The sequence below is a fragment of the Micromonospora sp. NPDC023644 genome, from assembly GCF_040640115.1.
Taxonomy (GTDB): Bacteria; Actinomycetota; Actinomycetes; order Mycobacteriales; family Micromonosporaceae; genus Micromonospora.
Window position 1 is genome coordinate 95,964 of sequence record NZ_JBFABA010000013.1, and the last position, 19,108, is coordinate 115,071.

A 19,108-nucleotide genomic window follows, 5' to 3' on the forward strand; every position below is an offset into this window, starting at 1 on the left:
CGGCCCCGGGTGCCATATGCTGCGCCGGTTGTCACGGGGGCACGGGGAGGACCACATGCGACGCTGGCTGGGCGTCACGGCTTCGGCTGCGCTGGTCGCGGCGGCGGTGAGCGGGTGCGGCACGCCGGCCGGCACCGACGGGGACCTGACCGACGACTGGCGGCCCGTGGCCGAGGCCCGCCAGTTCGCGCCGCAGGCCGGCGAGTGCCACCTGGTCGCCGAGCCGACCGCCTACCTCACCAGCCACCAACCGGTCGACTGCGCGAAGGCGCACCTGGTCGAGACGTTCCACATCGGCACGTTCACCGGCGACCTGGCCGCCCGCCCGGTCCCGCCCCGCGTCGGGTCGGCGGCGATGCGGGGCGCGTTCGCCGAGTGCGACGCCAAGGCCAAGGAGTTCGTCGGCGGCGACTGGCGCGGCGCCCGCCTGTCCGTGCAGGTGGCGCCCACCTCGCCGGCCGGCTGGACGGGCGGCAGCCGGTGGTACCGGTGCGACCTGTTCGAGCTCGACGCCATGGGCGGCGCCAGGGGCGACTACGACGCGGCCGTCACCCGGGCGGGCAGCCTGCGGGACGTGCTGAAGGCGGCCACCCCGCTCAAGTACGGCTGCGCCGAGGCGGACGAGTGGGGACACCTGCTGGCGGTGGCCTGCACGAAGGTCCACCGCTACGAGTACGTCGGCGTCTGGACCGCCCCGGACGTGTCCTACGCGGACGCGACGAAGGACGAGAAGGCCGTCCACGCGAAGTGCCGGCCGGTCATCGCCCGCTACGCGAAGGTGCCGGTCGACGGCATGCTCCGCTACCGCACGGGCAGCACGTACCGCTTCCCGTCCGAGGAGGCGTGGGCGCGCGGCGACCGGGGGGTCCGCTGCTGGTACTGGTCCAGCGGGAAGAAGCTGACCCGGTCGATCGCCGGCGGCGGGACGAGGGTCCTACCGATCAACTGACCGGGCGTCGCCGCGAGGGCCGACGGGCTGACGGACCGGCGACACGGCGTGCACCGAGGGTGATCACGGGCGGGTGCTCGTGCTATTCTCCGGCGTCGATCTCGCCGCGCGGCCCCGATCGGGTCGTTGTCGCAGAAGGACGTCTCTGCCCCGATGCCGGCCGTTGCCGCCCCCAGCACGTCGCCGACCACGCTGGACAATCCGGCCGGCGGCGCCTTCGCCCTCATCTTCACCCGGACGCCGGCGCTGCTGCGGCTGACCTGCGGCCTGGTCGGCGCGGTGGTCGCCCTGTCGGTGCGCACCCCGCCCGTCGAGCCGGCGCTGCTGGTTCCGGCCGTGGCGGCGCTGACCGCCTGGTCGTTCTGGTACGCGGTCCGCGCGCTGCGGCACGGCATCGGTGGCGCGCTGGTGGTCGGCGACGTGGTCGCGACCACCGCCGCCTGCCTGGCGATGCCGGTGCTGGTGGCCCCGGAGGTGCTTCCCGGCGAGGTGAGCTGGATCGCGGTGCTGGCCAGCACCACGGTGATCAACGCGCAGTTGAGCGGCGCGGTCCGGTGGTCGGTCCCGGCGGGGCTGCTGGTGACCGTCGCCTACGCGACCGGCGCGCACGCCGCCGGTCGACCCGACGAGGCCGCCGCGCACGCGGCGACGCTGCTGGTGCAGACGGCCTGCGCCGCGCTGATGACCGCCATCATGCGGCGGCGGATCGACCGGGCCGACGACGCCTTCGTCGCGCACCAGCGGCTCACCCGGGAGGCGCTGGTCGCCCGGACCGCCCGCGAGGCGGAGCGGCGGCAGAACCGGGACCTGCACGACACGGTGCTGGCCACGCTGACGATGGTCGGGCTGGGCGCGGTCGCCGGTCCGTCCGCCGCGCTGCGCGAGCGGTGTGCCGCCGACCTGCGTACCCTCACCGCGCTGGCCGACGCGCGGACGACTCCCGGCGGGGGGCGGGTGCCGCTGGACGAGCGGCTGCGGGCGGTGCGCGCCCGGCTGCCGGAGCTGCCGGTCACCACCGAACTGACGCCCTGCGCGGTGCCGGCGCCGGTGGCGGAGGCGCTCGCCGAGAGCGCGTACGCGGCGCTGTCCAACGTGGCCCGGCACGCGCCCGGCGCGACCGCCGCGCTGCGGCTGGCCCGGGTCGACGGCACCGTCGTGGTCGAGGTCGCCGACGACGGTCCCGGTTTCGACCCGGCCGCCGTCCCGGCGCACCGGTACGGACTGCGCGAGTCCGTACGCGGCCGGACGTCCGCGGTCGGTGGGCGCGCCGAGATCGACTCCCGGCCCGGCGCCGGCACCCGGATCCGGTTGGAGTGGTCCGGTGTCGACTGAGACGACGAGCGCGTCGACGCGGGCGGTGCCGGCAGCGCGTACGCCCGGCGGAGGCCCGCCCCCGGTGGACCCGGCCGCGGCCGTGGCCGCCGCCTCCGACGGCGGCGCCCGGATCGTGGCGGTGGTCATCGCCCTGGCCTGGCACGTCGCGATCGCGCTGCCCGCGGCACTGGCCGCGCGGGCGGAACTCGCCGCGCCGGCGGTGGTCCTGGCCGGCTGGCTGCTCGTGGCGACGGTCGGGGTGCTGGCCGGCCTCCGGCTGCTGCGCGGCGCTCCCCTGCCGGCCTGGCCGCTGGCCGCGCTGCTGCTGGTGGTCGACCCGGTGGTCTTCGCCGCGGCCGGCGAGCGGCAGCTCTTCACCGCCGCGAACTGGGTGTGGGGCACCCTCGGCTGGTTCTTCGTCGTGGTGCTGTGGGGGCGGCGGGCGGCCGGGCTGCTCGCCGTGCTGGGCGCGCACTCGCTGATCGCGCTGGCCGGGGTGCTCGCTCACGGCGCGACCGCCCCAGCCGACCTGGCCCGGTACGCGATGTACGTCTACGCCACCGCGACGCTGCAGGTGGGGGTCTTCGTGGGCAGCACGGCGATCGCGCGGCTGGCCCGGCAGCGGGCCGGGGCGGCGGCCGCCGCCCACACGGCGGAGGCCGAGCGGGACGCCGCCGAACGGGCCCGGCGGGAGCGGCGCGCCCGCCTCACGCTGGTCAGCGGCGCCGCCGAGGAGGTGCTCGCGGAGCTGGCCGACGGCCGGGCCGACCCGACCGACCCGGACGTGCAGCGACGGGCCGTGCTGGCCGCCGCCCGGCTGCGCCGGCTCATCGCCGAGTCCGACGACGTGCCCGACCCGTTGCTGCACGAGCTGCGGGCCGCCGCCGACCTGGCGGAACGCAACGGGCTGCCGATCGACCTGGTGACGATCGGCGACCCGCCGCCGCTGCCGGTGCAGGTACGCCGCCGGCTGGCCGAACCGCTCACCGCGCTCCTGGCCGACGCGCGGGGCTGGGCCCGGCTGACCGTGGTCGCCGGGCCCGACGAGGTGGTGGTCGGCCTGGTCACGCCCGACCGGGCCGGTCCCGACACCGCCGGGCCGCCGGGTGACGACGGGCGGGTGGAGTACCTCTACGAGCGGGACGGGGAGATCAGATGGGCGCAGACCCGGTGGCGGGGGTGACCGGCGGCCGGCCGGTCGGCGTGGCGATCGTGGACGACCACCCGGTCGTCATCGAGGGGATCCGCGTCTGGCTGGCCGCCGAGCCCCGGCTGCGGGTGCTGGCGACCGGCGACGACCCCGACGCCGTGCTGCGGGTCGCCCCCGACGCCGACGTGGTCCTGCTCGACCTGCGGCTGCACGGGCGGATGGTCCTGGACAGGCTCGCCGAGCTGAGCGCGGCCGGCCGGCGGGTGGTGGTCTACTCGGAGCACACCGACCCGCAGACGATGCTCGCCGCCCTGGACGCCGGGGCGGTCGCGTTCCTGGCCAAGCACGAGGGGCGGGAGCACTGCGTGGCCACCGTGCTGGCCGCCGCCAGCGACCGCCCGTACGTGCCGCCGGCGCTCGCCGGGGCGATCGTGGGTGACCCCCGCCCGGACCGGCCCGCCCTGTCCGACAAGGAACGCGAGGCGCTGCTGCTGTGGTTCCAGTCGATGTCGAAGGCGTCGGTGGCCCGTCGGATGCGGATCAGCGAGCACACCGTGAAGCAGTACGTCGACCGGGCGCGGATCAAGTACACCCGAGCGGGGCGCCCGGCCGCCACCAAGGCGGCGCTGCTCGCCCGGGCGATCGAGGACGGCCTAGTCCGGCCGGAGGAGATCGGCATCTACCGGTCACAGGCTTCCTACGACCGGCCGACCCCCTAACGGGCGTCATGACAGCCGGCCGGGGGTCGGCGACGCTCGTCATGAGATGCCGTCGGCACCGGAGGTCATGACGATGCACGATGACGCGTCCCCCTTCTTCATCGCCCCGCACCGCTTCGACGCGGACGACGAGGTGGCCCCGGCGCTGGACCGGCGGCACGAACTCGTCGTCGAGGCCGGCGAGCGGGTGCTCGCCCGGCACCGGCTGCACGCCTCCGGGCACCTGCTCGGCCCGACTGAGGCGCGGCGGCGGTGGACGCTGCCCGAGCCGGTGGCGGTGACCGTCACCGACCGGCGGATCGCGTACGTCGGCGGTGGGCCGCAGCTCGCCCTGGTCGACGGGGTCGGTGACGGCGCGCGGCACCGCCGGGGCGCCCGGCTGCCGGGCCTGGTCAGCGGTCAGATCCGCTGGCAGTGGCCGTCCCGGCTGGAGCTGCTGGCCGCCGGGCCCGCAGAGCCCGCCCGCCTGCTGGTGGTCTGCGACGCGCTGCGCACCATCCAGCAGCCGGCCCTCGGCCTCGCCGGCCCCGCCGGGGAGATCACCGGGCTGACCCGCCGGGTGCGCCGGGCGGTGGCCGGGTTCCGGCTGGCCCACCCCGAGCTGGTGGACCTCTCGCCGCCCGAGCGGGACGTGCTGGCGGTGCGGGCCGGGGCCGGGCCGGGCGCCGGCGAGGTCCGGATCACCCTGCCCGGGTCGCTGCCGGTCGAGTTCCACTCCCGGGACGACTACTACCGGCCGGAACGCTTCGACCGTGGGTGGCACGGGCCCGCAGCCGGCGCAGCATCCGGGCATCGGTGAAGCCGACGGTGCGGGCGGCCCCCTCCACGGTGGCCCCGTGCCCGATGAGGTGCTCGGCGCGTTCCACCCGCAGCAGCTGCTGGTAGCCGAGCGGGGTCAGCCCGGTGGCCCGCCGGAACAGCCGGGTCAGCGTCCGCTCGGCCACCCCGCCGGCGGCGGCCAGGTCGGCCAGTGGCAGCGGCTCGGCGAACCGGCGGTCGATCAGGTCCTGGACCCGGTGGACCGCGTCGGAGAGGTGGGACCGGTGCCGCAGCATGGCGCCGGCCTGCGGCTCGTGACCGTTGCGCCGGGAGTGCACGACGAGGGTGCGGGCGATCCGGGCCGCCACCGCCGGCCCGTGCCGGGTGGCCACCAGGTGCAGCGCCACGTCGATGCCGCTGGCGATGCCGGCGGAGGTGACCACCCGCTCGTCGACCACGTAGAGCACGTCGCGGACCACCCGCGCCGCCGGGAACCGGCGGGCCAGGTCGTCCTGCACGTCGTGGTGGGTGGTGCAGTGCCGGCCGTCGAGCAGGCCGGCCCGGCCGAGGGCGTACGCGCCGGCGCAGACGCTGGCGACGGTGCCGCCGCCGGCGTGGTGGTCGGCCAGCCGCCGCAGGTCGTCCGGCCCGACGGGCCCCTGCGGCCCGTGCGCGCGCAGCCGCCATCCGGGTACGACCACCAGGTCGTCGCGGGTCAGCTCGGGCCACCGGAGCCCGGCCACCAGCGGTACGCCCTGCACGGTCGGCACGACCTCCCGGTCGGCGACGTAGTGCAGCCGGTAGTCGTACCCGAGATCGGCGGCGGTGGAGAAGACCTGGGCCGGGCCGGCGAGGTCCAGCAGGTGCAGCTGCGGGACGAGCAGGAAGACGACCCGGGCCATCGGCTCAGCCCCGCGCGCCGGCCGGGACCGCGCCGGTCACCTCGGCCACGGTGCGGACGGTGGCGAAGGCGTACTCGGTGCGGGCGGTCATCTCCTCGACCGACAGGGTGCGCGGGTCGGCGAGGATCTCCTCCAGCGTGGCCGTGGCCGGCAGGTCCCGGTGCGGGGTCGGGAAGGTCACCGTCGCGTCCGTCACGAAGGTCACCTGGTAGCCGAGGTCGCAGCCGATCCGGGCGGTGGTCTCGACGCACTGTTCGGTGCGGATGCCGCAGACGGTGATCTCGCGGACGCCCGCCGTCGTCAGCACCTGCTGGAGGTTGGTGGTGGTGAAGGCGTTGTGCGACGTCTTCACCAGCGTCGGTTCCCCGGGGGCGGCCGACAGCCCCTCGATCAGGCGGACGTGCCCGCTGGCCGGGTCGAAGACCCCGCCGGTGCCCGGCTCGGCGTGCAGGACCCAGACGACCAGGTCGCCGCGCTCGCGGGCGGCGTCGACGAGCCGGCCGACCTGGCCCACGATCTCGGGGTTCGAGGCGTACGCCCAGACGGGGCGCCGGCGGAAGGACTCCTGGACGTCTACGACGACGAGTGCTGCTCTGCTCATGGGTTGAATCCTCGCCGGGCGCGCGTCGGCGCGGCAGGCACCATCCCGCCCCGCTGCGGAACGATCCGGCCACCCCGCCGAGGTGCGGGGTGGGAGCCCGCGTCAGGCGTCGGGGTTGACCGCGGCGGCCCGGCGGCGGACCTCCAGGGCGGCGGCCTCCTCCAGGGTGGGCGCGGTGCCGCCGAGGTGCACCGGCAGCCACCAGGTGTCGTCGGGGCCGGCGGGCGCGTCGGGGTAGTTCCGCTGGGCCCGGTCGACCAGCGCGCTCAGCCGCGTCTTCAGGTCGGCGGTCATCGCGTTGGCGTCCGGGTAGTCGGCCGGGTCCATCGGCTCGCCGATCAGGATGGTGATCGGGGTGTGCCGGCGGGTGAGGGTGCGCGGCCGGCCCTTGGTCCAGAGCCGCTGGGTGCCCCAGAGCGCCATCGGCAGCACCGGCACACCGGCCTCGGACGCCATCCGGGTGGTCCCGCTCTTGAGCTCCTTGACCGTGAACGACCGGCTGATCGTGGCCTCCGGGAAGACGCCGACCACCTCACCGCGCTTCAGTGCGCTGACCGCCGTCGCGTACGACCCGGCGCCCGCCCGCCGGTCCACCGGGATGTGCCGCATGCCCCGCATCAGCGGGCCGGACACCTTGTGCGTGAAGACGGACTTCTTGGCCATGAACCGCACCAGCCGCTTCGACTCCTGCGCGCCCAGCCCGCAGAAGATGAAGTCGAGGTAGCTGACGTGGTTGCTCGCCAGCACCGCCCCGCCCGTACGCGGGACGTGGTGGGCGCCCTCGATGGTGATCTTCAGGTCGAGGACCCGGAACATCGTCTTGGCGGCGGCGATCACGGGCGGGTACACGAGTTCCGGCATGGCGCGAACTTACCCTGCCGGGCTCAACCCCATGCCGACCCGCCGCGCCACCGTGGCGGGCCCGTCCCCGCCCGCGCGTGCCGGGCGGCCACGGCCTGCTGCGTGGTCAGCGTCCCGGTGGTGGGCTGGCCGACCATGAACTGGCCGGTGCCGTCGCGGTCGGCCGGCGGCGCCCGGTCCACCCGGTCGCCGCCGGCCCCCGCGCACGCGGGCCGCGCTAGTCGGTGAGCCGGTGCATGTCGAGGCGGCCCCGGGCGAACGCGTCGACGCGACCCCACCGGCCCGGAATGTCCAGCACCTCGATGCGGCCCATCCCGATCGGCAGCCGGGGCTCGACCGCGAGGTGCCCCTCGTGCGGCTCCAGGCCGAGCATCGTGCGCAGCAGCAGCAGCGGCGTGCCGGTCGACCAGGCCTGCGGGCTGCACGCGGTCGGGTACTCCACCGGGAACTTGGTCAGCTCGCGGGGGTAGCCCCCGAACGCCTCCGGCAGCCGCCCCTCGAAGTAGGTGGCCGCGTCGAGGATGCCGCTGGCGATGACCGCCGCCTCCTCGGCGAAGCCGTACCGGCGCAGGCCCCAGGCGATGAACGAGTTGTCGAACGGCCAGATCGTGCCGTTGTGGTAGCCGATCGGGTTGTAGCGGACCTCGCCCTCGGCCAGCGTCCGCACCCCCCAGCCGGTGAAGAGCCGGGGACCGACCAGGTGCTCGGCGATCTTCTCGGCCCGGTCGTGGTCGACGATGCCGCTCCAGAGCAGGTGGCCGATGTTGGAGCTGAGCACGTCGCACTGGCGGCCGTCCGGGTCCAGGGCCAGGGCGTAGTACTGACCGTCCTCCACCCAGAAGTCCCGGTTGAACCGCTCCTTCAGCTCCGCCGCCTCCCGCTCCAGCCGGTCGGCGAAATCCGGGTCACCCCAGAACTCGCGGGCCAGGCGGGCGGCCCGCAGCTTCGCGTCGTACGCGTACCCCTGCACCTCGCAGGTGGCCCGGGGAAACGGCGGCAGCGTGCCGTCGCGGTAGGAGATCGAGTCCCAGGAGTCCTTCCAGCACTGGTTCTCCAGGCCGGTGTCGGTGTTGCGCCGCTCGTACCAGATGTAGCCGCTGCCGACCAGGTCGGCGTAGTCGTCGATCCACCGCAGCGCGGCCCGGCACTCCCGCTCCAACTCCATGACCAGCCCGGTGTCGCCGCTCCACTTCTCGTACTCGTCGAGCAGCACCAGGAACAGCGGGGTCGCGTCCACCGACCCGTAGTACGGCGAGTGCGGCTGTTCCTCGAAGGCGGCCGTCTCGCCGTAGCGCATCTCGTGCAGGATCCGGCCCGGGTCCTCGTCGCGGAAGTCGTCGAACCGGGTGCCCTGCAGGGATGCCAGGATCCGCAGCGTGGTCTTCGACAGGTCCGGCGTGAACGGCAGCGTCTGCAGGCAGGTCAGGATGCTGTCGCGGCCGAACATGGTCATGAACCAGGGCAGGCCGGCGGCCGGCAGCGACGCCCCGCCGAGGGAGAGCGGCGAGAAGCGCAGCGCGGCCAGGTCGATCAGGCTGCGCCGGTACGTCGAGGCGACCCGGTCGTGCTGGCTGTTGACCTTGGGGGCCCTGGCGATCCACTCCTCGAGGTCGTGCTGGAGGGCGAGCCGCTCGGTGGTGTGTGCCCGCAGGCCCATCCGCAGGTCCCGCCCGCCCGGGGAGAGCGCCATGGTCCTGACGTCGATCTCGGACTCCCACCGCTCGTTCGGCTGGAGGTGGATGGAGTAGGCGAAGCCCTTGCGGTCATACCGCGGCGCCGGGGACGCGGAGATCAACGTCTCCCGGATGAAGTTGCCCCGCCGGTAGCCCAGGCGCAGCCGGTCCGACTCGACCTCCGTGTAGATCTCGCCCTTCTTGTTGAGGATCTCGTCCTTGACCTGGAACAGGTCGGCGAAGTCGGACGCCGCCTCCATCCTGATCTCCAAGTCGACCGGCTTCTCGTCGTGGTTGAGGATGGTGAGCGTCTCCCGGAAGCTGCCCCCCACCGCCCGCTCGCGGACGATCGACAGCTTGGCGTCGACGTAGTGCGTCGCCATCCCCGGCACCAGGAAGAAGCGGGCCTCGTAGTACTGGAGGTCGTCGTACGACAGGGGGGTGAGCCGGTCGCCGTTCACCGTCAGTACCCACGTCGACAGGTAGCGGGTGTCCAGGGCGAAGAACCCGGTCGGCTCGCTCGGTGTCGCCTCGATGTCCCCGGTGTCCTCCGACACCACGAAGGTGCTGCCGTCCAGGATCCGGATCGTGTTGCTCTTCGCCATCACCGCACCTCCCGGTGGACCTCGAAGTGCCGGCGTGGTCCGCGGGCGTCCGGATGGCCGGGGAAGAGCCGCTCCATCTGCATCACCAGTCGGAGGTCCCCGCTCACCGTCATGTCCCCCCGCAGCAGCGCCGCCACCCCGTGCTCGCGGCCGGCGGCGAGCTCCTCGAAGAGGTCGGGGCTGGTGCCGACCACCGTGTCGGCCTCCTGGTCCTCCCGGCTCACCTGCAGGTGCCCGTGGTCGATCCGCAGGAGCCAGTGCGTCGTGTGCGCCCCCTCGTGCAGGTCCAGGCGCAGCGTCCCGGAGGACTTCGCCAGCAGGGGGTCGTACCCCCGCCGGTCGAGGTCCTCGAAGAACCTCGTCGTCGCGTCCACCATCGGGTCATCTCCTCCCCGTCGGTCAATGTCCCGAGCAGGGGGTCCCCGTCCGATGCCGGGCCAACCTCGCCCGGATGGGGTGAGTCGCCTCCGGCGAGGGGCGACGGTGCGGCCCGCTCCCCGTTCCGGGGCGGGCGCACCGGCTAGATCACCAGGGTGTCGTGGCGGCCCTTCCACCGGCGGACGTGGCCGCGCCACCCGGCGAGCAGCGCGATGACGGTCCAGCCCACGCCGCCGAGGAGCAGTGCCGCCAGCATGCCGCCGGAGTCGACCCGGTCGGCGGCCTCGAGGTCGACCACCCCGTCCGGATCGGTGAGCACGGCGAGCCTGTCGCCGACCCGGTAGCCGGGGTTGCTGCCCTGGTGGACCAGCGGCTCGTCGAGGCGCCCGTCGGCGCCCTGGAGCGTGAACTCGTGCCGCTTGCCGACGACCTGCACGTCGACGATGGCCACCTCCTGGCGGACGCCGCGCGCCTCCAGCACCGCCTCCGGCGCGAGCTGCACCGATCCCACCAGGACGAACAGGGCCGGAACAACCGCGAGGAAGGCCAGCCACGCGGCCCGGTGCAGCAGACGTACGGCGAACACGAAGGCCAGGCAGAGAAGCAGGCCGGTGATGATCGGGACGACCGTCGCGCCCACCGCCACGTACGCGACGGCGGTGTTCAGCGCGATCACGACCAGACCGAGCAGCACCACCAGCATCGTCGTCGTGATCGACCTGCCGGCCGACCAGGCTCCCGCCATGGGTCCGGAACCGGTAGCCGGCGCCGTCATCGTGGATCGGTGCTGGGGCGGCCATCCGCTCGGTTGGCTCCGGCCTGGTGTGGGGGGCTGTGCGGACACGGCAAGATCATAGAACTGGCGGTCCATCACCCCGGGGTGACGGCGCCACGCCGACGGTGAAGACGCGACGCCGGCTCCCGCTCCGGGGAGCCGGCGCGCCGCGGCGGACGGTCAGTTGTTCGGTTCGTCGGCGCTGATGTCGGCGAGCACCGACTGCGGCTCCCGCTCCACGGCGAGGTCACCCATCGAGACCAGGCCGACCAGCCGCCCGTCGTCGATGACCGGCAACCGGCGGACGGCGTACGTCCGCATCAGGTCGGCGGCGGCCACCGCGTCGTCGTACTGGCTCACCGTGATCACGTCCTTGCTGGTGACCCGGTTGAGCGGCGTCGAGTTCGGGTCCATGTTCTCGGCCACGCCCCGGACCGTGATGTCCCGGTCCGTCACGATGCCGATGACGTCGTCGCCGTCGGTCACCACCACGTCGCCGATGGCGCTGTCGCGCATCTCCTGCGCCGCGGCGGTCAGCGTGTCGTTGCCGTCCATCGTCACCAACCGGGTCGTCATGAACTCTCCGACCGTTGTCATGGTGCTCCCCTCTCGGTGTCGGCACCGCCGTCTACCCGCCGACCGGACGGGGTAACGCGACGCGCCTCGGGCGAGCCCGGGTCGGGTGCGCGACGGGCCCCCGCCGAAGCCGGCGGGGGCCCGTGGAGGCGCGCCGGTCAGCGGCGCTCGGCGGCAACCAGCTCGGCGAGCTGCACCGCGTTGAGCGCGGCGCCCTTGCGCAGGTTGTCGTTGGAGCAGAACAGGGCGAGGCCGTGCTCGACGGTCTCGTCGGCGCGGATCCGCCCCACGTAGGTCGGGTCCTGCCCGGCCGCCTGCAACGGGGTCGGCACGTCGGCGAGCGCCACGCCAGGGGCGCCGTCGAGCAGCTCGCGGGCCCGCTGCGGGGTGATCGGGCGGGCGAAGCGGGCGTTGATCTGGAGCGAGTGGCCGGTGAACACGGGCACCCGGACGCAGGTGCCGGAGACGCGCAGCCCGGGGATCTCCAGGATGCGGCGGCTCTCGTTGCGCAGCTTCTGCTCCTCGTCGGTCTCGAAGCTGCCGTCGTCGACGATCGAGCCGGCCAGCGGGAGCACGTTGAAGGCGATCGGCCGGGCGAAGGAGCGGGGGGCCGGGAACTCCACGGCCGCGCCGTCGAAGGCGAGGCCGGCGGCGTGCTCGGCGACCTTGCGGACCTGCTCGTCGAGCTCGGCGACGCCGGCCAGGCCAGCGCCGGAGACCGCCTGGTACGTCGAGACGACCAGGCTGACCAGCTCCGCCTCGGCGTGCAGCGGGCGCAGCACGGGCATCGCCGCCATCGTCGTGCAGTTCGGGTTGGCGATGATCCCCTTGGGGCGTACGGCCGCGGCGTGCGGGTTGACCTCGGCGACGACCAACGGCACCTCGGGGTCCATCCGGAACGCCGAGGAGTTGTCGATGACGACGGCCCCGGCGGCGGCGACCCGCGGCGCGAGCTCCTTCGCGGTGCCCTTGCCAGCGGAGAAGAGCACGATGTCGAGCCCCGCGTAGTCGGCGGTGGCCGCGTCCTCCACGGTCACCTCGCCGTCCCGCCAGGGCAGGGTGCGCCCGGCCGACCGCGCCGAGGCGAACAACCGCACCTGCTCCGCCGGGAACTCCCGCTCCGCCAGCACCTGCCGCATCACGCCACCGACCTGGCCGGTGGCCCCCACAATGCCGATCCTCATGCCCGCGAGGCTACCCAGCCCGGCGACCCGGCCGGGAACGCTTTCCCACCGACCGGGGCCGGCGGCGGCCCCGCCCGGCGGTGGCCGTCGTCACCCGAGCCGGCCGCCGGGACGGAACGACGGCGCCGGACGGGCCGGTGGGACGGGAGAATCGTGGGCCGGCGGGGCGGCTCGCCGGAGCATCCACGTCGGCCGCCCGGCCACGGCCACGGCACCCGGCCGGGGGCGGCGCGACCGAAGTCACACCGCCCCGGCCGGTCAGGAGGCGGGCTCGACCAGCTCGCCCAGGCCGGTGGCGACGAGTTCGTCGCGGATCACCGCGGCGTCGCCCTCCACCACGAGGGCCAGCTCCTCCGGGCGCAGGTGCGCGGCGGCCGCCGCCGAGACCTCCGCCACGTCGGCGGCGAGCAGCGACTCCCGCAGCCGGGCGTGGTAGTCGTCCGGCAGGTCGTGCACGACCAGGGTGGTCAGCGCGGAGGCGATCGCCCGGGGGGTCTGCAGCTCGACCGAGAGCTGCCCGGCCCGCCAGGAGCGCGCGACCGCCAGCTCCTCCTCGGTCACCCCGGTCTCCCGGGTACGGGTGATCTCCCCGACCGCCTCGACGACGGCCGGCGCGGTGACCGCCGTCTGCACGCTGGAGCTGACCCCGAACCGGCCGAACCGGCGGGCCGAGGCGAAGTCGCCCCGGATGCCGTACGTGTAGCCACGCACCTCGCGGATCAGGTGGTTGAGCCGGGAGGTGAACGCCCCGCCGAGCACCGTGCCGGCGAGCGTCATCGGCACGTGGTCGGGGTGGGCGCGGTGCGGCGACGGGTGGCCCAGCCGCAGCATGGACTGCACCGAGCCGGGCCGGTCCACCAGGATGATCCGCCGGCCGGAACGGGTCGGCACCTCGATCGGGCCGCCCCGGTCGACCGGCCCGCCGCCGGTGCCGGCGAACACCGTCGCGCCGAGCGCGTCCAGGTCCAGCCGGTCCAGGTCACCGGCGACGATCAGCGTGCCAGGGCGGATGAACCACTCGGAGTGGAAGACGGTGACGTCCTCGACGTCCAGCGCGGCCACCGACTCCGGGTCGCCGTAGAGGGGGCGGCCCCAGCGGTTCCCGGCGCCGAACAGGTCCGCGCGCAGCGCCGCGTCGGCCCGCGGGCCGGGGTTGGCCCAGTCCATCCGCAGCGCGGTCGCCTCGTCGTCGCGGACCCGCCGGACGTCGTCCGGGTCCAGCTTCGGGGTGCGCACCGCCTCGGCGAGCAGCTCCACGGCGGCGCTCAGCCGCTCCACCGGCACCTGCACGCTGACCTGGAAGGAGTCCCAGTCCAGCCCGATCACCAGCTCGGTGCCGAGCCCCTCGATCGCCAGCGCGTACGCCGCCGCGTCGCGCTGCGCGGTCCCCTCCTCCAGGGCCTTGGCGAGCACCGCGCCGAGCCCTTCCTTGCCGGTCGGCTCGTGGCCGGCGCCCGCGTCGAGCAGCAGCAGCGCCACGGCCAGGTTCTGCCCGGGCAGGTGCGCGGCGACCACCTGACCACCCGCCACCGTGCGGCGGACCACCTGCGGGAACCGGTACGGGCGGGCGGCGCCCGGCCCGGGACGGTCAGCGATCAGCGTCATCAGGGCTTCTCCTCGGGCAGGTAGGTCAGGGTCACCCGGTCGTCGGCGGCGAGCACCTCGGCGGCGGCCTCGGCGATCTGCTCGGCGGTCACCGCGAGCCAGGCCGGCAGCCGCTCCGCGGCCTTCGCCGGGTCGCCGAACTGGGTGGCGTAGCGCCCCAGCGTGTCCGCCCGGCCGTCCACGGTGGACATCTGCCGCCACCAGGAGGTGCTCAGCAGGGACTTGGCCCGGTCCAGCTCGGTGGCGGTGACCGGGACGGTGACCAGTTCGTCGACCACCTCGGCCAGCCCGGCGGCCAGCCGTTCGGCGCTTACCCCGGGGCGGGCCGTGGCGGTGGCGATCAGCGGCGCGGGGGCGTGCGTGAGATCCACCCCGTACGCCCCGACCAGGTCGGGCTGGGCGATCCGCTCCCCGTCGGCGAGGCGCTGGTAGAGGCGGCTGCCCCGGCCGCTGCCCAGCACGGTGGCGAGCACCGTCATCACGTCGTAGCCGGGGCTGCCGAAGGGGTGGGTGCGGTGCGCGACGTAGACGCGCGGCGCCGGCACGTCGGCGGTGACCGTCTCGACGGCTGGTCGGCCGGTGGCCGGGACGCTCCGGCCGTCCGGCGCGGGCGGGATCTCCGCGCGAGACGGGATCGCGCCGAAGTACTTGTCGGCCAGCGCGAACACCTCGGCGGCCGAGGCGTCGCCCACCACGGTGAGCACCGCGTTGTCGGGCGCGTAGTAGGTCCGGTGGAACGCCTGGAAGGTGTCCAGGTCGGCGGCGTTCAGGTCGGCCATCGACCCGATCGTGGCGTGGTGGTAGGGGTGCCCGGGCGGGTAGAGCAGCGGCAGCAGCCGCAGCCAGGCGTCGCCGTAGGGCACGTTGTCGTAGCGCTGGCGCCGCTCGTTCTTGACCACGTCCCGCTGGTTGTCCAGCTTCTCCTGGGTCAGCGCGGGGACCAGGCCGCCCATCCGGTCCGCCTCCAGCCACAGCGCCAGTTCCAGGTGCTCGGCGGGAACGGTCTCGAAGTAGTTGGTGCGGTCCGGGTTGGTGGTGGCGTTGAGGGAACCGCCCGCGCCCTGTACCAGCTTCATGTGCTCGGTCTTCGCCACGTTGGCCGAGCCCTCGAACATCAGGTGCTCGAAGAGGTGGGCGAAGCCCGTCTGCCCTGCGGGTTCGTGCCGGGAGCCGACGTCGTACCAGAGGTTCACGGCGACCGCGGGGGCGGTGCGGTCCTCACTCACCACCACGCGCAGGCCGTTGTCCAGTCGGGTGGTCTCGATGGGCCAGGGGTAACCGCTGTCGGGCATGGCACGACGCTATCCGATCAGGTGCGCGCGAAGGGGACGCGCCGCACGTGGCGAGGCATCGACCGCCGGCGGCCGGGTACCGGGGGAGGATGCCGCCTGCCGCCACCGTGACCGACCGGGCCGCCGTCGCGGTCGACCACGCGACCGCCGCCCTGACCCGGCTGCGCCGGGCCCGCCTGCTGCACCCCGCGGGCCGCTCGTTCGCGGGCGAGGTCGTCGTCTGGGGCACGCCGGGACCGCCGACCGGGGTGCCGCTGCTGGACGACCCGGGTCGCTTCCGGGCGACCGTCCGGCTCTCCAAGGGCGTGCCCACCCCCGGCGGCTGGCCGGACGTGCTGGGGCTGGCCGTGCGGCTGCACCTTGATGCCGGCCGGCCGTTCGACCTGCTGGTCAGTTCCAGCGGGGCCGCGCCGCTGCTGCGGAACCTGCCGCTGCCCCGGCGGCGCTTCGCGGGGACGTACAGCACGATCATGCCGTTGCGCGCGGGCCGGCGGCGGCTCTTCCTGGCCGCCCTGGCCGACCCGGAGTCGCCCGACCTGGGCCGCAGCCTGGCCGAGGTGGCCGCCGCGGCCCGGGCGGACGCGCCGCGCCTGGTGCTCGCGGTCGCGTCCGCCGTCGGGCCGTGGCGGCCGTTCGGCCAGGTCGTCCTCGGCGCCCAGCTCAGCGCCCGGGAGGACGCCGCGCTGGCCTTCGACCCGATCGGCAACCTGCCGCCCGGGCTGCGGGCCGTCGGCCCGATCGCCTGGCTGCGGGAGCACACCTACCGGGGCTCCCGACGGGCCCGGGGCGCCGTGGCTCAGTCGGGGGGTTCGATGGGGGTAACCGTCTGATCGGAGGTACGCCGTTCCAGCACGGTGTCCGGGGCGGCGTTGCGGTCCTCCTCCCGGATGTCGGACTCGGCGAGGATGGCTTCCGCCTGCGCCTGGGGGTCGTCGCTGCCGACCGCCGCCTCCTCGGGCAGCAGGTGGGCGCGGGACTCCACCCGTTCCTGGTCGCTCTGCTCGTGACTCATGACCGCCCACATACCCCGCCGCCGCCTCCGGCACGCCGCATGATCGCGCCGGGCCCGGCGGGAGGCCCGCCCACACCGGGCGGAGACGGACCGGCCCGCAGGCAGAGGCGGGGCGGCGCGTGGAGGCGGGGCGGCGTGCGGAGGCGGGGCGGCGTGCGGAGGCGGGCCGACGGGCGGAGGCGGGCCGGTCAGGAGCGGAACGGGCCGCGCACCTCGTAGGTGACGCCCCCGGAGGAGGAGCCGGACGTGCCGCGCTGCGACGAGCAGTAGAACCGGCTGCCGTCGGGCGAGAACGCCGGCCCACAGATCTCCGACGAGGACTGGCCGGTGATCCGCAGGAACGGGGCGACCACCCCGGCCGGCGTGATCACGTTGATCTCCATGTTGCCGCCGTCCTCGGCGACGTAGAGGTCGCCCGAGCGGGTCCCGGTGATGTTGTCCACCCCGGTCAGCGGCGCCGTCCCCGAGACGAGCGAGTCGTCGTACGCCAGGTCGATGCGCTGGTTCACCGCGTCGTAGGCCCAGACCCGGTTGTCGCCCTTGGTGGTGAACCAGCAGGTGCCGTCCGCGTACCAGCAGCCCTCGCCGCCGTTGAACTTCTTCGCGCCCGCGACCTGGTTGCGGGTCAGCGTGGGCGAGCCGTCCGGGTCGGGCACCCGCGCCCAGCTCACCGGGCCGCTGGTGCCCGTGCCGGCGACCAGCACCTCCAGCGTGCCGGCGGAGAGGTCACCCCAGGTGGTGGGCCGGAACCGGTAGAAGCAGCCGCTGGACTCGTCCTCCGTGAGGTAGACGACCCGGCGGTCCGGGTCGCAGGCGGCGGCCTCGTGGTTGAACCGCCCCATGGCGGCCCGCCGCACCCCGGCCCGGTCGCCCTGCGGGTACGTCTCGTACACGTAACCCCGGCTGACCTCCTCGCCGGAGAGCCAGGTCCCCCACGGCGTCGCGCCGCCCGCGCAGTTGCGGTTGGTGTTCGACAGGATGCGGTACGCCGAGACGACGCTGCCGGCGGCGTCGAAGCGCACCGCGGACGCCCCGCCGGTGGTGAGGATCTCGGAGTTCGAGACGTAGATCCAGCCCGTGCCGGCGACGAAGCAGGCGCCGCCGTCGGGCGCGTCGTGCCAGGTGTACGACGTGCCGGGCACCGTCTGCCGGGACCGGGCGATCACCCGGCTGGTGAAGCCGGCGGGCAGTTGGATGCCGTTGGCGTCGGCCGCGCCGAGCGGCCCGTAGGGGCTGGCACCGGGCTGAGCAGGGGCGGCGTGGGCGGCGCCGGCCCAGAGACTGCCGGAGAAGGCGGCGGCGCCGCCGAGGACGGTGGCGCGCAGGACGGTACGACGGTCCATCGGGAACCTCCGGAGAGCAACGGTCGGTGTCGATGAAACTACCGCCGTAGACATCGACGGAGGTGAACGCGAGGCGAGTCTTTCCCGACGACCGGGTGGACCTTCCCGCACGGTCGGGTACGCTGGGCCGCGTGACGCGTTCGTATCGATGGTTTAGGCAGCCGGCTCGCACGCCGGTGACTTCACCATGATCTGACGTCACCACATTCGAGCCGGCCGGGCAGGAGCTCTCGTTCCTGCCCTTTTGCGTACGAGCAGCCGGCTCGACCTGGGCACCGGCCCCGGGGCACGGTCGGCGGAAGGATTCCCACCGTGACGACCCCGGAGACCGTTCGGGTCAGCGACCAGCGGATCGACCGCGTCGTGCCGCTGACCACCCCGGCCCTGCTGCACCACGAGCTGCCCCTCGACGACACGCTCGCCTCGGCCGTGCTGGCCGGGCGACGCGCGGTCGGCCGGGTGCTGGACGGCGCCGACGACCGCCTCCTGGTGGTGGTCGGCCCGTGCTCGGTGCACGACCCGGCCGCCGCCCTGGAGTACGCCCACCGGCTGCGCGACGCCGCCGCCCGGGTGGCCGACGACCTGCTCGTGGTGATGCGGGTCTACTTCGAGAAGCCGCGCTCGACGGTGGGCTGGAAGGGCCTGATCAACGACCCCGGGCTGGACGGCTCCGGCGACGTCAACACCGGCCTGCGTACCGCCCGCGCGCTCCTGCTCGACGTGCTGCGCCTGGGGCTTCCCGTCGGCTGCGAGTTCCTCGACCCGATCACCCCGCAGTACATCGCCGACACGGTGGCGTGGGGCGCGATCGGCGCGCGGACGGTGGAGAGCCAGGTGCACCGGCAGCTCGCCTCCGGCCTGTCGATGCCGATCGGCATGAAGAACCGCCCGGACGGCAGCATCGGCACCGCCGTGGACGCCATCCGGGCCGCCGGCGTACCGCACGTCTTCCCCGGCATCGACTTCTCCGGCACGCCGGCGATCCTGCACACCCGGGGCAACGCGGACGGGCACCTGGTGCTGCGCGGCGGGGGCGGGCGGCCGAACTACGACGCGGAGTCGGTGGCCGGCGCCCTGGAGCTGCTGCGCGCGGCCGGCCTGCCCGAGCGCGTGGTGATCGACGCGAGCCACGCCAACAGCGGCAAGGACCACCGCAACCAGCCGAGGGTGGCCGCCGACGTGGCCGCCCAGCTCGACGCCGGCCAGCGCGGCATCGTCGGGATCATGCTGGAGAGCTTCCTGCTCGCCGGCCGCCAGGACCTCGACCCGACCCGCGAGCTGACGTACGGCCAGTCGGTCACCGACGCCTGCATCGGCTGGGACACGACCGAGGAGGTCCTCACCCACCTGGCCGCCGCCGTCCGCACCCGCCGCCGCACCCCCGCCCCCACCCCCGCCTGACCCGACTCT

Annotated in this window: 19 protein-coding genes; 7 read left to right on the forward strand and 12 right to left on the reverse strand. The window is 74.7% G+C overall.

What is annotated here, in order from left to right; translation table 11 throughout:
- The first annotated feature begins 55 nt into the window (after positions 1–55).
- The 5 genes from AB0G08_RS13260 to AB0G08_RS13280 all read left to right on the forward strand — a co-directional run bounded on the left by AB0G08_RS13260 (position 56) and on the right by AB0G08_RS13280 (position 4,931).
- A complete protein-coding gene (locus AB0G08_RS13260) occupies positions 56–949 on the forward strand; it encodes a septum formation family protein (protein ID WP_358086876.1) in 894 nt (297 codons plus the stop codon).
- A 153-nt stretch (positions 950–1,102) separates the two neighbouring features.
- The gene (locus tag AB0G08_RS13265) at positions 1,103–2,281 is read left to right on the forward strand and encodes an ATP-binding protein (protein ID WP_358086878.1); all 1,179 of its coding nucleotides are present in this window, start codon (positions 1,103–1,105) and stop codon (positions 2,279–2,281) included.
- 25 nt (positions 2,282–2,306) lie between these two features.
- Positions 2,307–3,446 (forward strand): hypothetical protein, encoded by a 1,140-nt coding sequence (locus AB0G08_RS13270; protein ID WP_358086978.1) that lies wholly within the window; start codon positions 2,307–2,309, stop codon positions 3,444–3,446.
- Positions 3,419–4,132 carry a response regulator transcription factor gene (locus AB0G08_RS13275; RefSeq protein ID WP_358086880.1) on the forward strand — a complete coding sequence of 238 codons (714 nt, stop codon included), beginning with the start codon at positions 3,419–3,421 and terminating at the stop codon, positions 4,130–4,132. Before AB0G08_RS13270 ends, AB0G08_RS13275 begins: the two co-directional genes overlap by 28 nt.
- A 73-nt stretch (positions 4,133–4,205) precedes the next feature.
- On the forward strand, positions 4,206–4,931 hold the full coding sequence (locus AB0G08_RS13280) for a hypothetical protein (RefSeq protein ID WP_358086980.1): 726 nt from the start codon (positions 4,206–4,208) through the stop codon (positions 4,929–4,931).
- On the opposite strand, the gene AB0G08_RS13285 is transcribed toward AB0G08_RS13280, so the two are convergent.
- From AB0G08_RS13285 to AB0G08_RS13330, 10 genes are all read right to left on the reverse strand, one after another.
- The gene (locus AB0G08_RS13285) at positions 4,813–5,793 is read right to left on the reverse strand and encodes a DJ-1/PfpI family protein (RefSeq protein ID WP_358086882.1); all 981 of its coding nucleotides are present in this window, start codon (positions 5,791–5,793) and stop codon (positions 4,813–4,815) included. The genes AB0G08_RS13280 and AB0G08_RS13285 overlap by 119 nt on opposite strands.
- Before the next feature lie 4 nt (positions 5,794–5,797).
- Complete coding sequence (locus AB0G08_RS13290) at positions 5,798–6,394, reverse strand: isochorismatase family protein (RefSeq protein ID WP_358086883.1); 597 nt, start codon at positions 6,392–6,394, stop codon at positions 5,798–5,800.
- Between the two features lie 102 nt (positions 6,395–6,496).
- Entirely contained in the window at positions 6,497–7,255 is a 759-nt protein-coding gene (locus tag AB0G08_RS13295; RefSeq protein ID WP_358086885.1) for a lysophospholipid acyltransferase family protein, read from the reverse strand.
- Positions 7,256–7,472: 217 nt separating this feature from the next.
- On the reverse strand, positions 7,473–9,533 hold the full coding sequence (locus AB0G08_RS13300) for a glycogen debranching N-terminal domain-containing protein (protein ID WP_358086887.1): 2,061 nt from the start codon (positions 9,531–9,533) through the stop codon (positions 7,473–7,475).
- Positions 9,533–9,910 carry an SCP2 sterol-binding domain-containing protein gene (locus AB0G08_RS13305; RefSeq protein WP_358086889.1) on the reverse strand — a complete coding sequence of 126 codons (378 nt, stop codon included), beginning with the start codon at positions 9,908–9,910 and terminating at the stop codon, positions 9,533–9,535. Before AB0G08_RS13305 ends, AB0G08_RS13300 begins: the two co-directional genes overlap by 1 nt.
- Before the next feature lie 143 nt (positions 9,911–10,053).
- Positions 10,054–10,656, reverse strand: a complete 603-nt coding sequence (locus AB0G08_RS13310; protein WP_358086891.1) for a hypothetical protein — start codon at positions 10,654–10,656, stop codon at positions 10,054–10,056.
- A gap of 210 nt (positions 10,657–10,866) precedes the next feature.
- The gene (locus tag AB0G08_RS13315; protein ID WP_358086892.1) at positions 10,867–11,283 is read right to left on the reverse strand and encodes a CBS domain-containing protein; all 417 of its coding nucleotides are present in this window, start codon (positions 11,281–11,283) and stop codon (positions 10,867–10,869) included.
- A 137-nt stretch (positions 11,284–11,420) separates the two neighbouring features.
- Complete coding sequence (locus tag AB0G08_RS13320) at positions 11,421–12,446, reverse strand: aspartate-semialdehyde dehydrogenase (protein ID WP_358086894.1); 1,026 nt, start codon at positions 12,444–12,446, stop codon at positions 11,421–11,423.
- Positions 12,447–12,704: 258 nt separating this feature from the next.
- Positions 12,705–14,051, reverse strand: a complete 1,347-nt coding sequence (locus AB0G08_RS13325) for a pitrilysin family protein (RefSeq protein WP_358086896.1) — start codon at positions 14,049–14,051, stop codon at positions 12,705–12,707.
- A complete protein-coding gene (locus AB0G08_RS13330; RefSeq protein ID WP_358086898.1) occupies positions 14,051–15,343 on the reverse strand; it encodes a pitrilysin family protein in 1,293 nt (430 codons plus the stop codon). The genes AB0G08_RS13325 and AB0G08_RS13330 overlap by 1 nt, the downstream gene beginning before the upstream one ends.
- Before the next feature lie 89 nt (positions 15,344–15,432).
- Between AB0G08_RS13330 and AB0G08_RS13335 the strand changes: the two genes are divergently transcribed.
- Positions 15,433–16,173 (forward strand): phosphodiesterase, encoded by a 741-nt coding sequence (locus AB0G08_RS13335; RefSeq protein WP_358086900.1) that lies wholly within the window; start codon positions 15,433–15,435, stop codon positions 16,171–16,173.
- Here AB0G08_RS13335 and AB0G08_RS13340 read toward each other — a convergent pair.
- Positions 16,140–16,355: a hypothetical protein gene (locus AB0G08_RS13340; RefSeq protein ID WP_121400099.1), complete on the reverse strand. Its 216-nt coding sequence runs from the start codon at positions 16,353–16,355 to the stop codon at positions 16,140–16,142. The two genes, AB0G08_RS13335 and AB0G08_RS13340, sit on opposite strands and share 34 nt — an antisense overlap.
- A 188-nt stretch (positions 16,356–16,543) precedes the next feature.
- A complete protein-coding gene (locus tag AB0G08_RS13345; RefSeq protein WP_358086902.1) occupies positions 16,544–17,698 on the reverse strand; it encodes an alkaline phosphatase PhoX in 1,155 nt (384 codons plus the stop codon).
- Positions 17,699–18,001: 303 nt separating this feature from the next.
- Here AB0G08_RS13345 and AB0G08_RS13350 point away from each other — a divergent pair, with 303 nt between their 5' ends.
- A complete protein-coding gene (locus tag AB0G08_RS13350; protein ID WP_358086982.1) occupies positions 18,002–19,099 on the forward strand; it encodes a 3-deoxy-7-phosphoheptulonate synthase in 1,098 nt (365 codons plus the stop codon).
- Positions 19,100–19,108: the final 9 nt, after the last annotated feature.

What these genes read in the sequence shown, in the direction of transcription:
- AB0G08_RS13320 (WP_358086894.1), bottom strand. Translation starts at nt 12,446, where the DNA reads ATGAGGATCGGCATTGTGGGGGCCACCGGCCAGGTCGGTGGCGTGATG.
- AB0G08_RS13305 (WP_358086889.1), bottom strand. Translation starts at nt 9,910, where the DNA reads ATGGTGGACGCGACGACGAGGTTCTTCGAGGACCTCGACCGGCGGGGG.
- AB0G08_RS13310 (WP_358086891.1), bottom strand. Translation starts at nt 10,656, where the DNA reads ATGGCGGGAGCCTGGTCGGCCGGCAGGTCGATCACGACGACGATGCTG.
- AB0G08_RS13345 (WP_358086902.1), bottom strand. Translation starts at nt 17,698, where the DNA reads ATGGACCGTCGTACCGTCCTGCGCGCCACCGTCCTCGGCGGCGCCGCC.
- AB0G08_RS13330 (WP_358086898.1), bottom strand. Translation starts at nt 15,343, where the DNA reads ATGCCCGACAGCGGTTACCCCTGGCCCATCGAGACCACCCGACTGGAC.
- AB0G08_RS13285 (WP_358086882.1), bottom strand. Translation starts at nt 5,793, where the DNA reads ATGGCCCGGGTCGTCTTCCTGCTCGTCCCGCAGCTGCACCTGCTGGAC.
- AB0G08_RS13290 (WP_358086883.1), bottom strand. Translation starts at nt 6,394, where the DNA reads ATGAGCAGAGCAGCACTCGTCGTCGTAGACGTCCAGGAGTCCTTCCGC.
- AB0G08_RS13325 (WP_358086896.1), bottom strand. Translation starts at nt 14,051, where the DNA reads ATGACGCTGATCGCTGACCGTCCCGGGCCGGGCGCCGCCCGCCCGTAC.
- AB0G08_RS13340 (WP_121400099.1), bottom strand. Translation starts at nt 16,355, where the DNA reads ATGAGTCACGAGCAGAGCGACCAGGAACGGGTGGAGTCCCGCGCCCAC.
- AB0G08_RS13265 (WP_358086878.1), top strand. Translation starts at nt 1,103, where the DNA reads ATGCCGGCCGTTGCCGCCCCCAGCACGTCGCCGACCACGCTGGACAAT.
- AB0G08_RS13275 (WP_358086880.1), top strand. Translation starts at nt 3,419, where the DNA reads ATGGGCGCAGACCCGGTGGCGGGGGTGACCGGCGGCCGGCCGGTCGGC.
- AB0G08_RS13295 (WP_358086885.1), bottom strand. Translation starts at nt 7,255, where the DNA reads ATGCCGGAACTCGTGTACCCGCCCGTGATCGCCGCCGCCAAGACGATG.
- AB0G08_RS13300 (WP_358086887.1), bottom strand. Translation starts at nt 9,533, where the DNA reads ATGGCGAAGAGCAACACGATCCGGATCCTGGACGGCAGCACCTTCGTG.
- AB0G08_RS13280 (WP_358086980.1), top strand. Translation starts at nt 4,206, where the DNA reads ATGCACGATGACGCGTCCCCCTTCTTCATCGCCCCGCACCGCTTCGAC.
- AB0G08_RS13335 (WP_358086900.1), top strand. Translation starts at nt 15,433, where the DNA reads ATGCCGCCTGCCGCCACCGTGACCGACCGGGCCGCCGTCGCGGTCGAC.
- AB0G08_RS13315 (WP_358086892.1), bottom strand. Translation starts at nt 11,283, where the DNA reads ATGACAACGGTCGGAGAGTTCATGACGACCCGGTTGGTGACGATGGAC.
- AB0G08_RS13260 (WP_358086876.1), top strand. Translation starts at nt 56, where the DNA reads ATGCGACGCTGGCTGGGCGTCACGGCTTCGGCTGCGCTGGTCGCGGCG.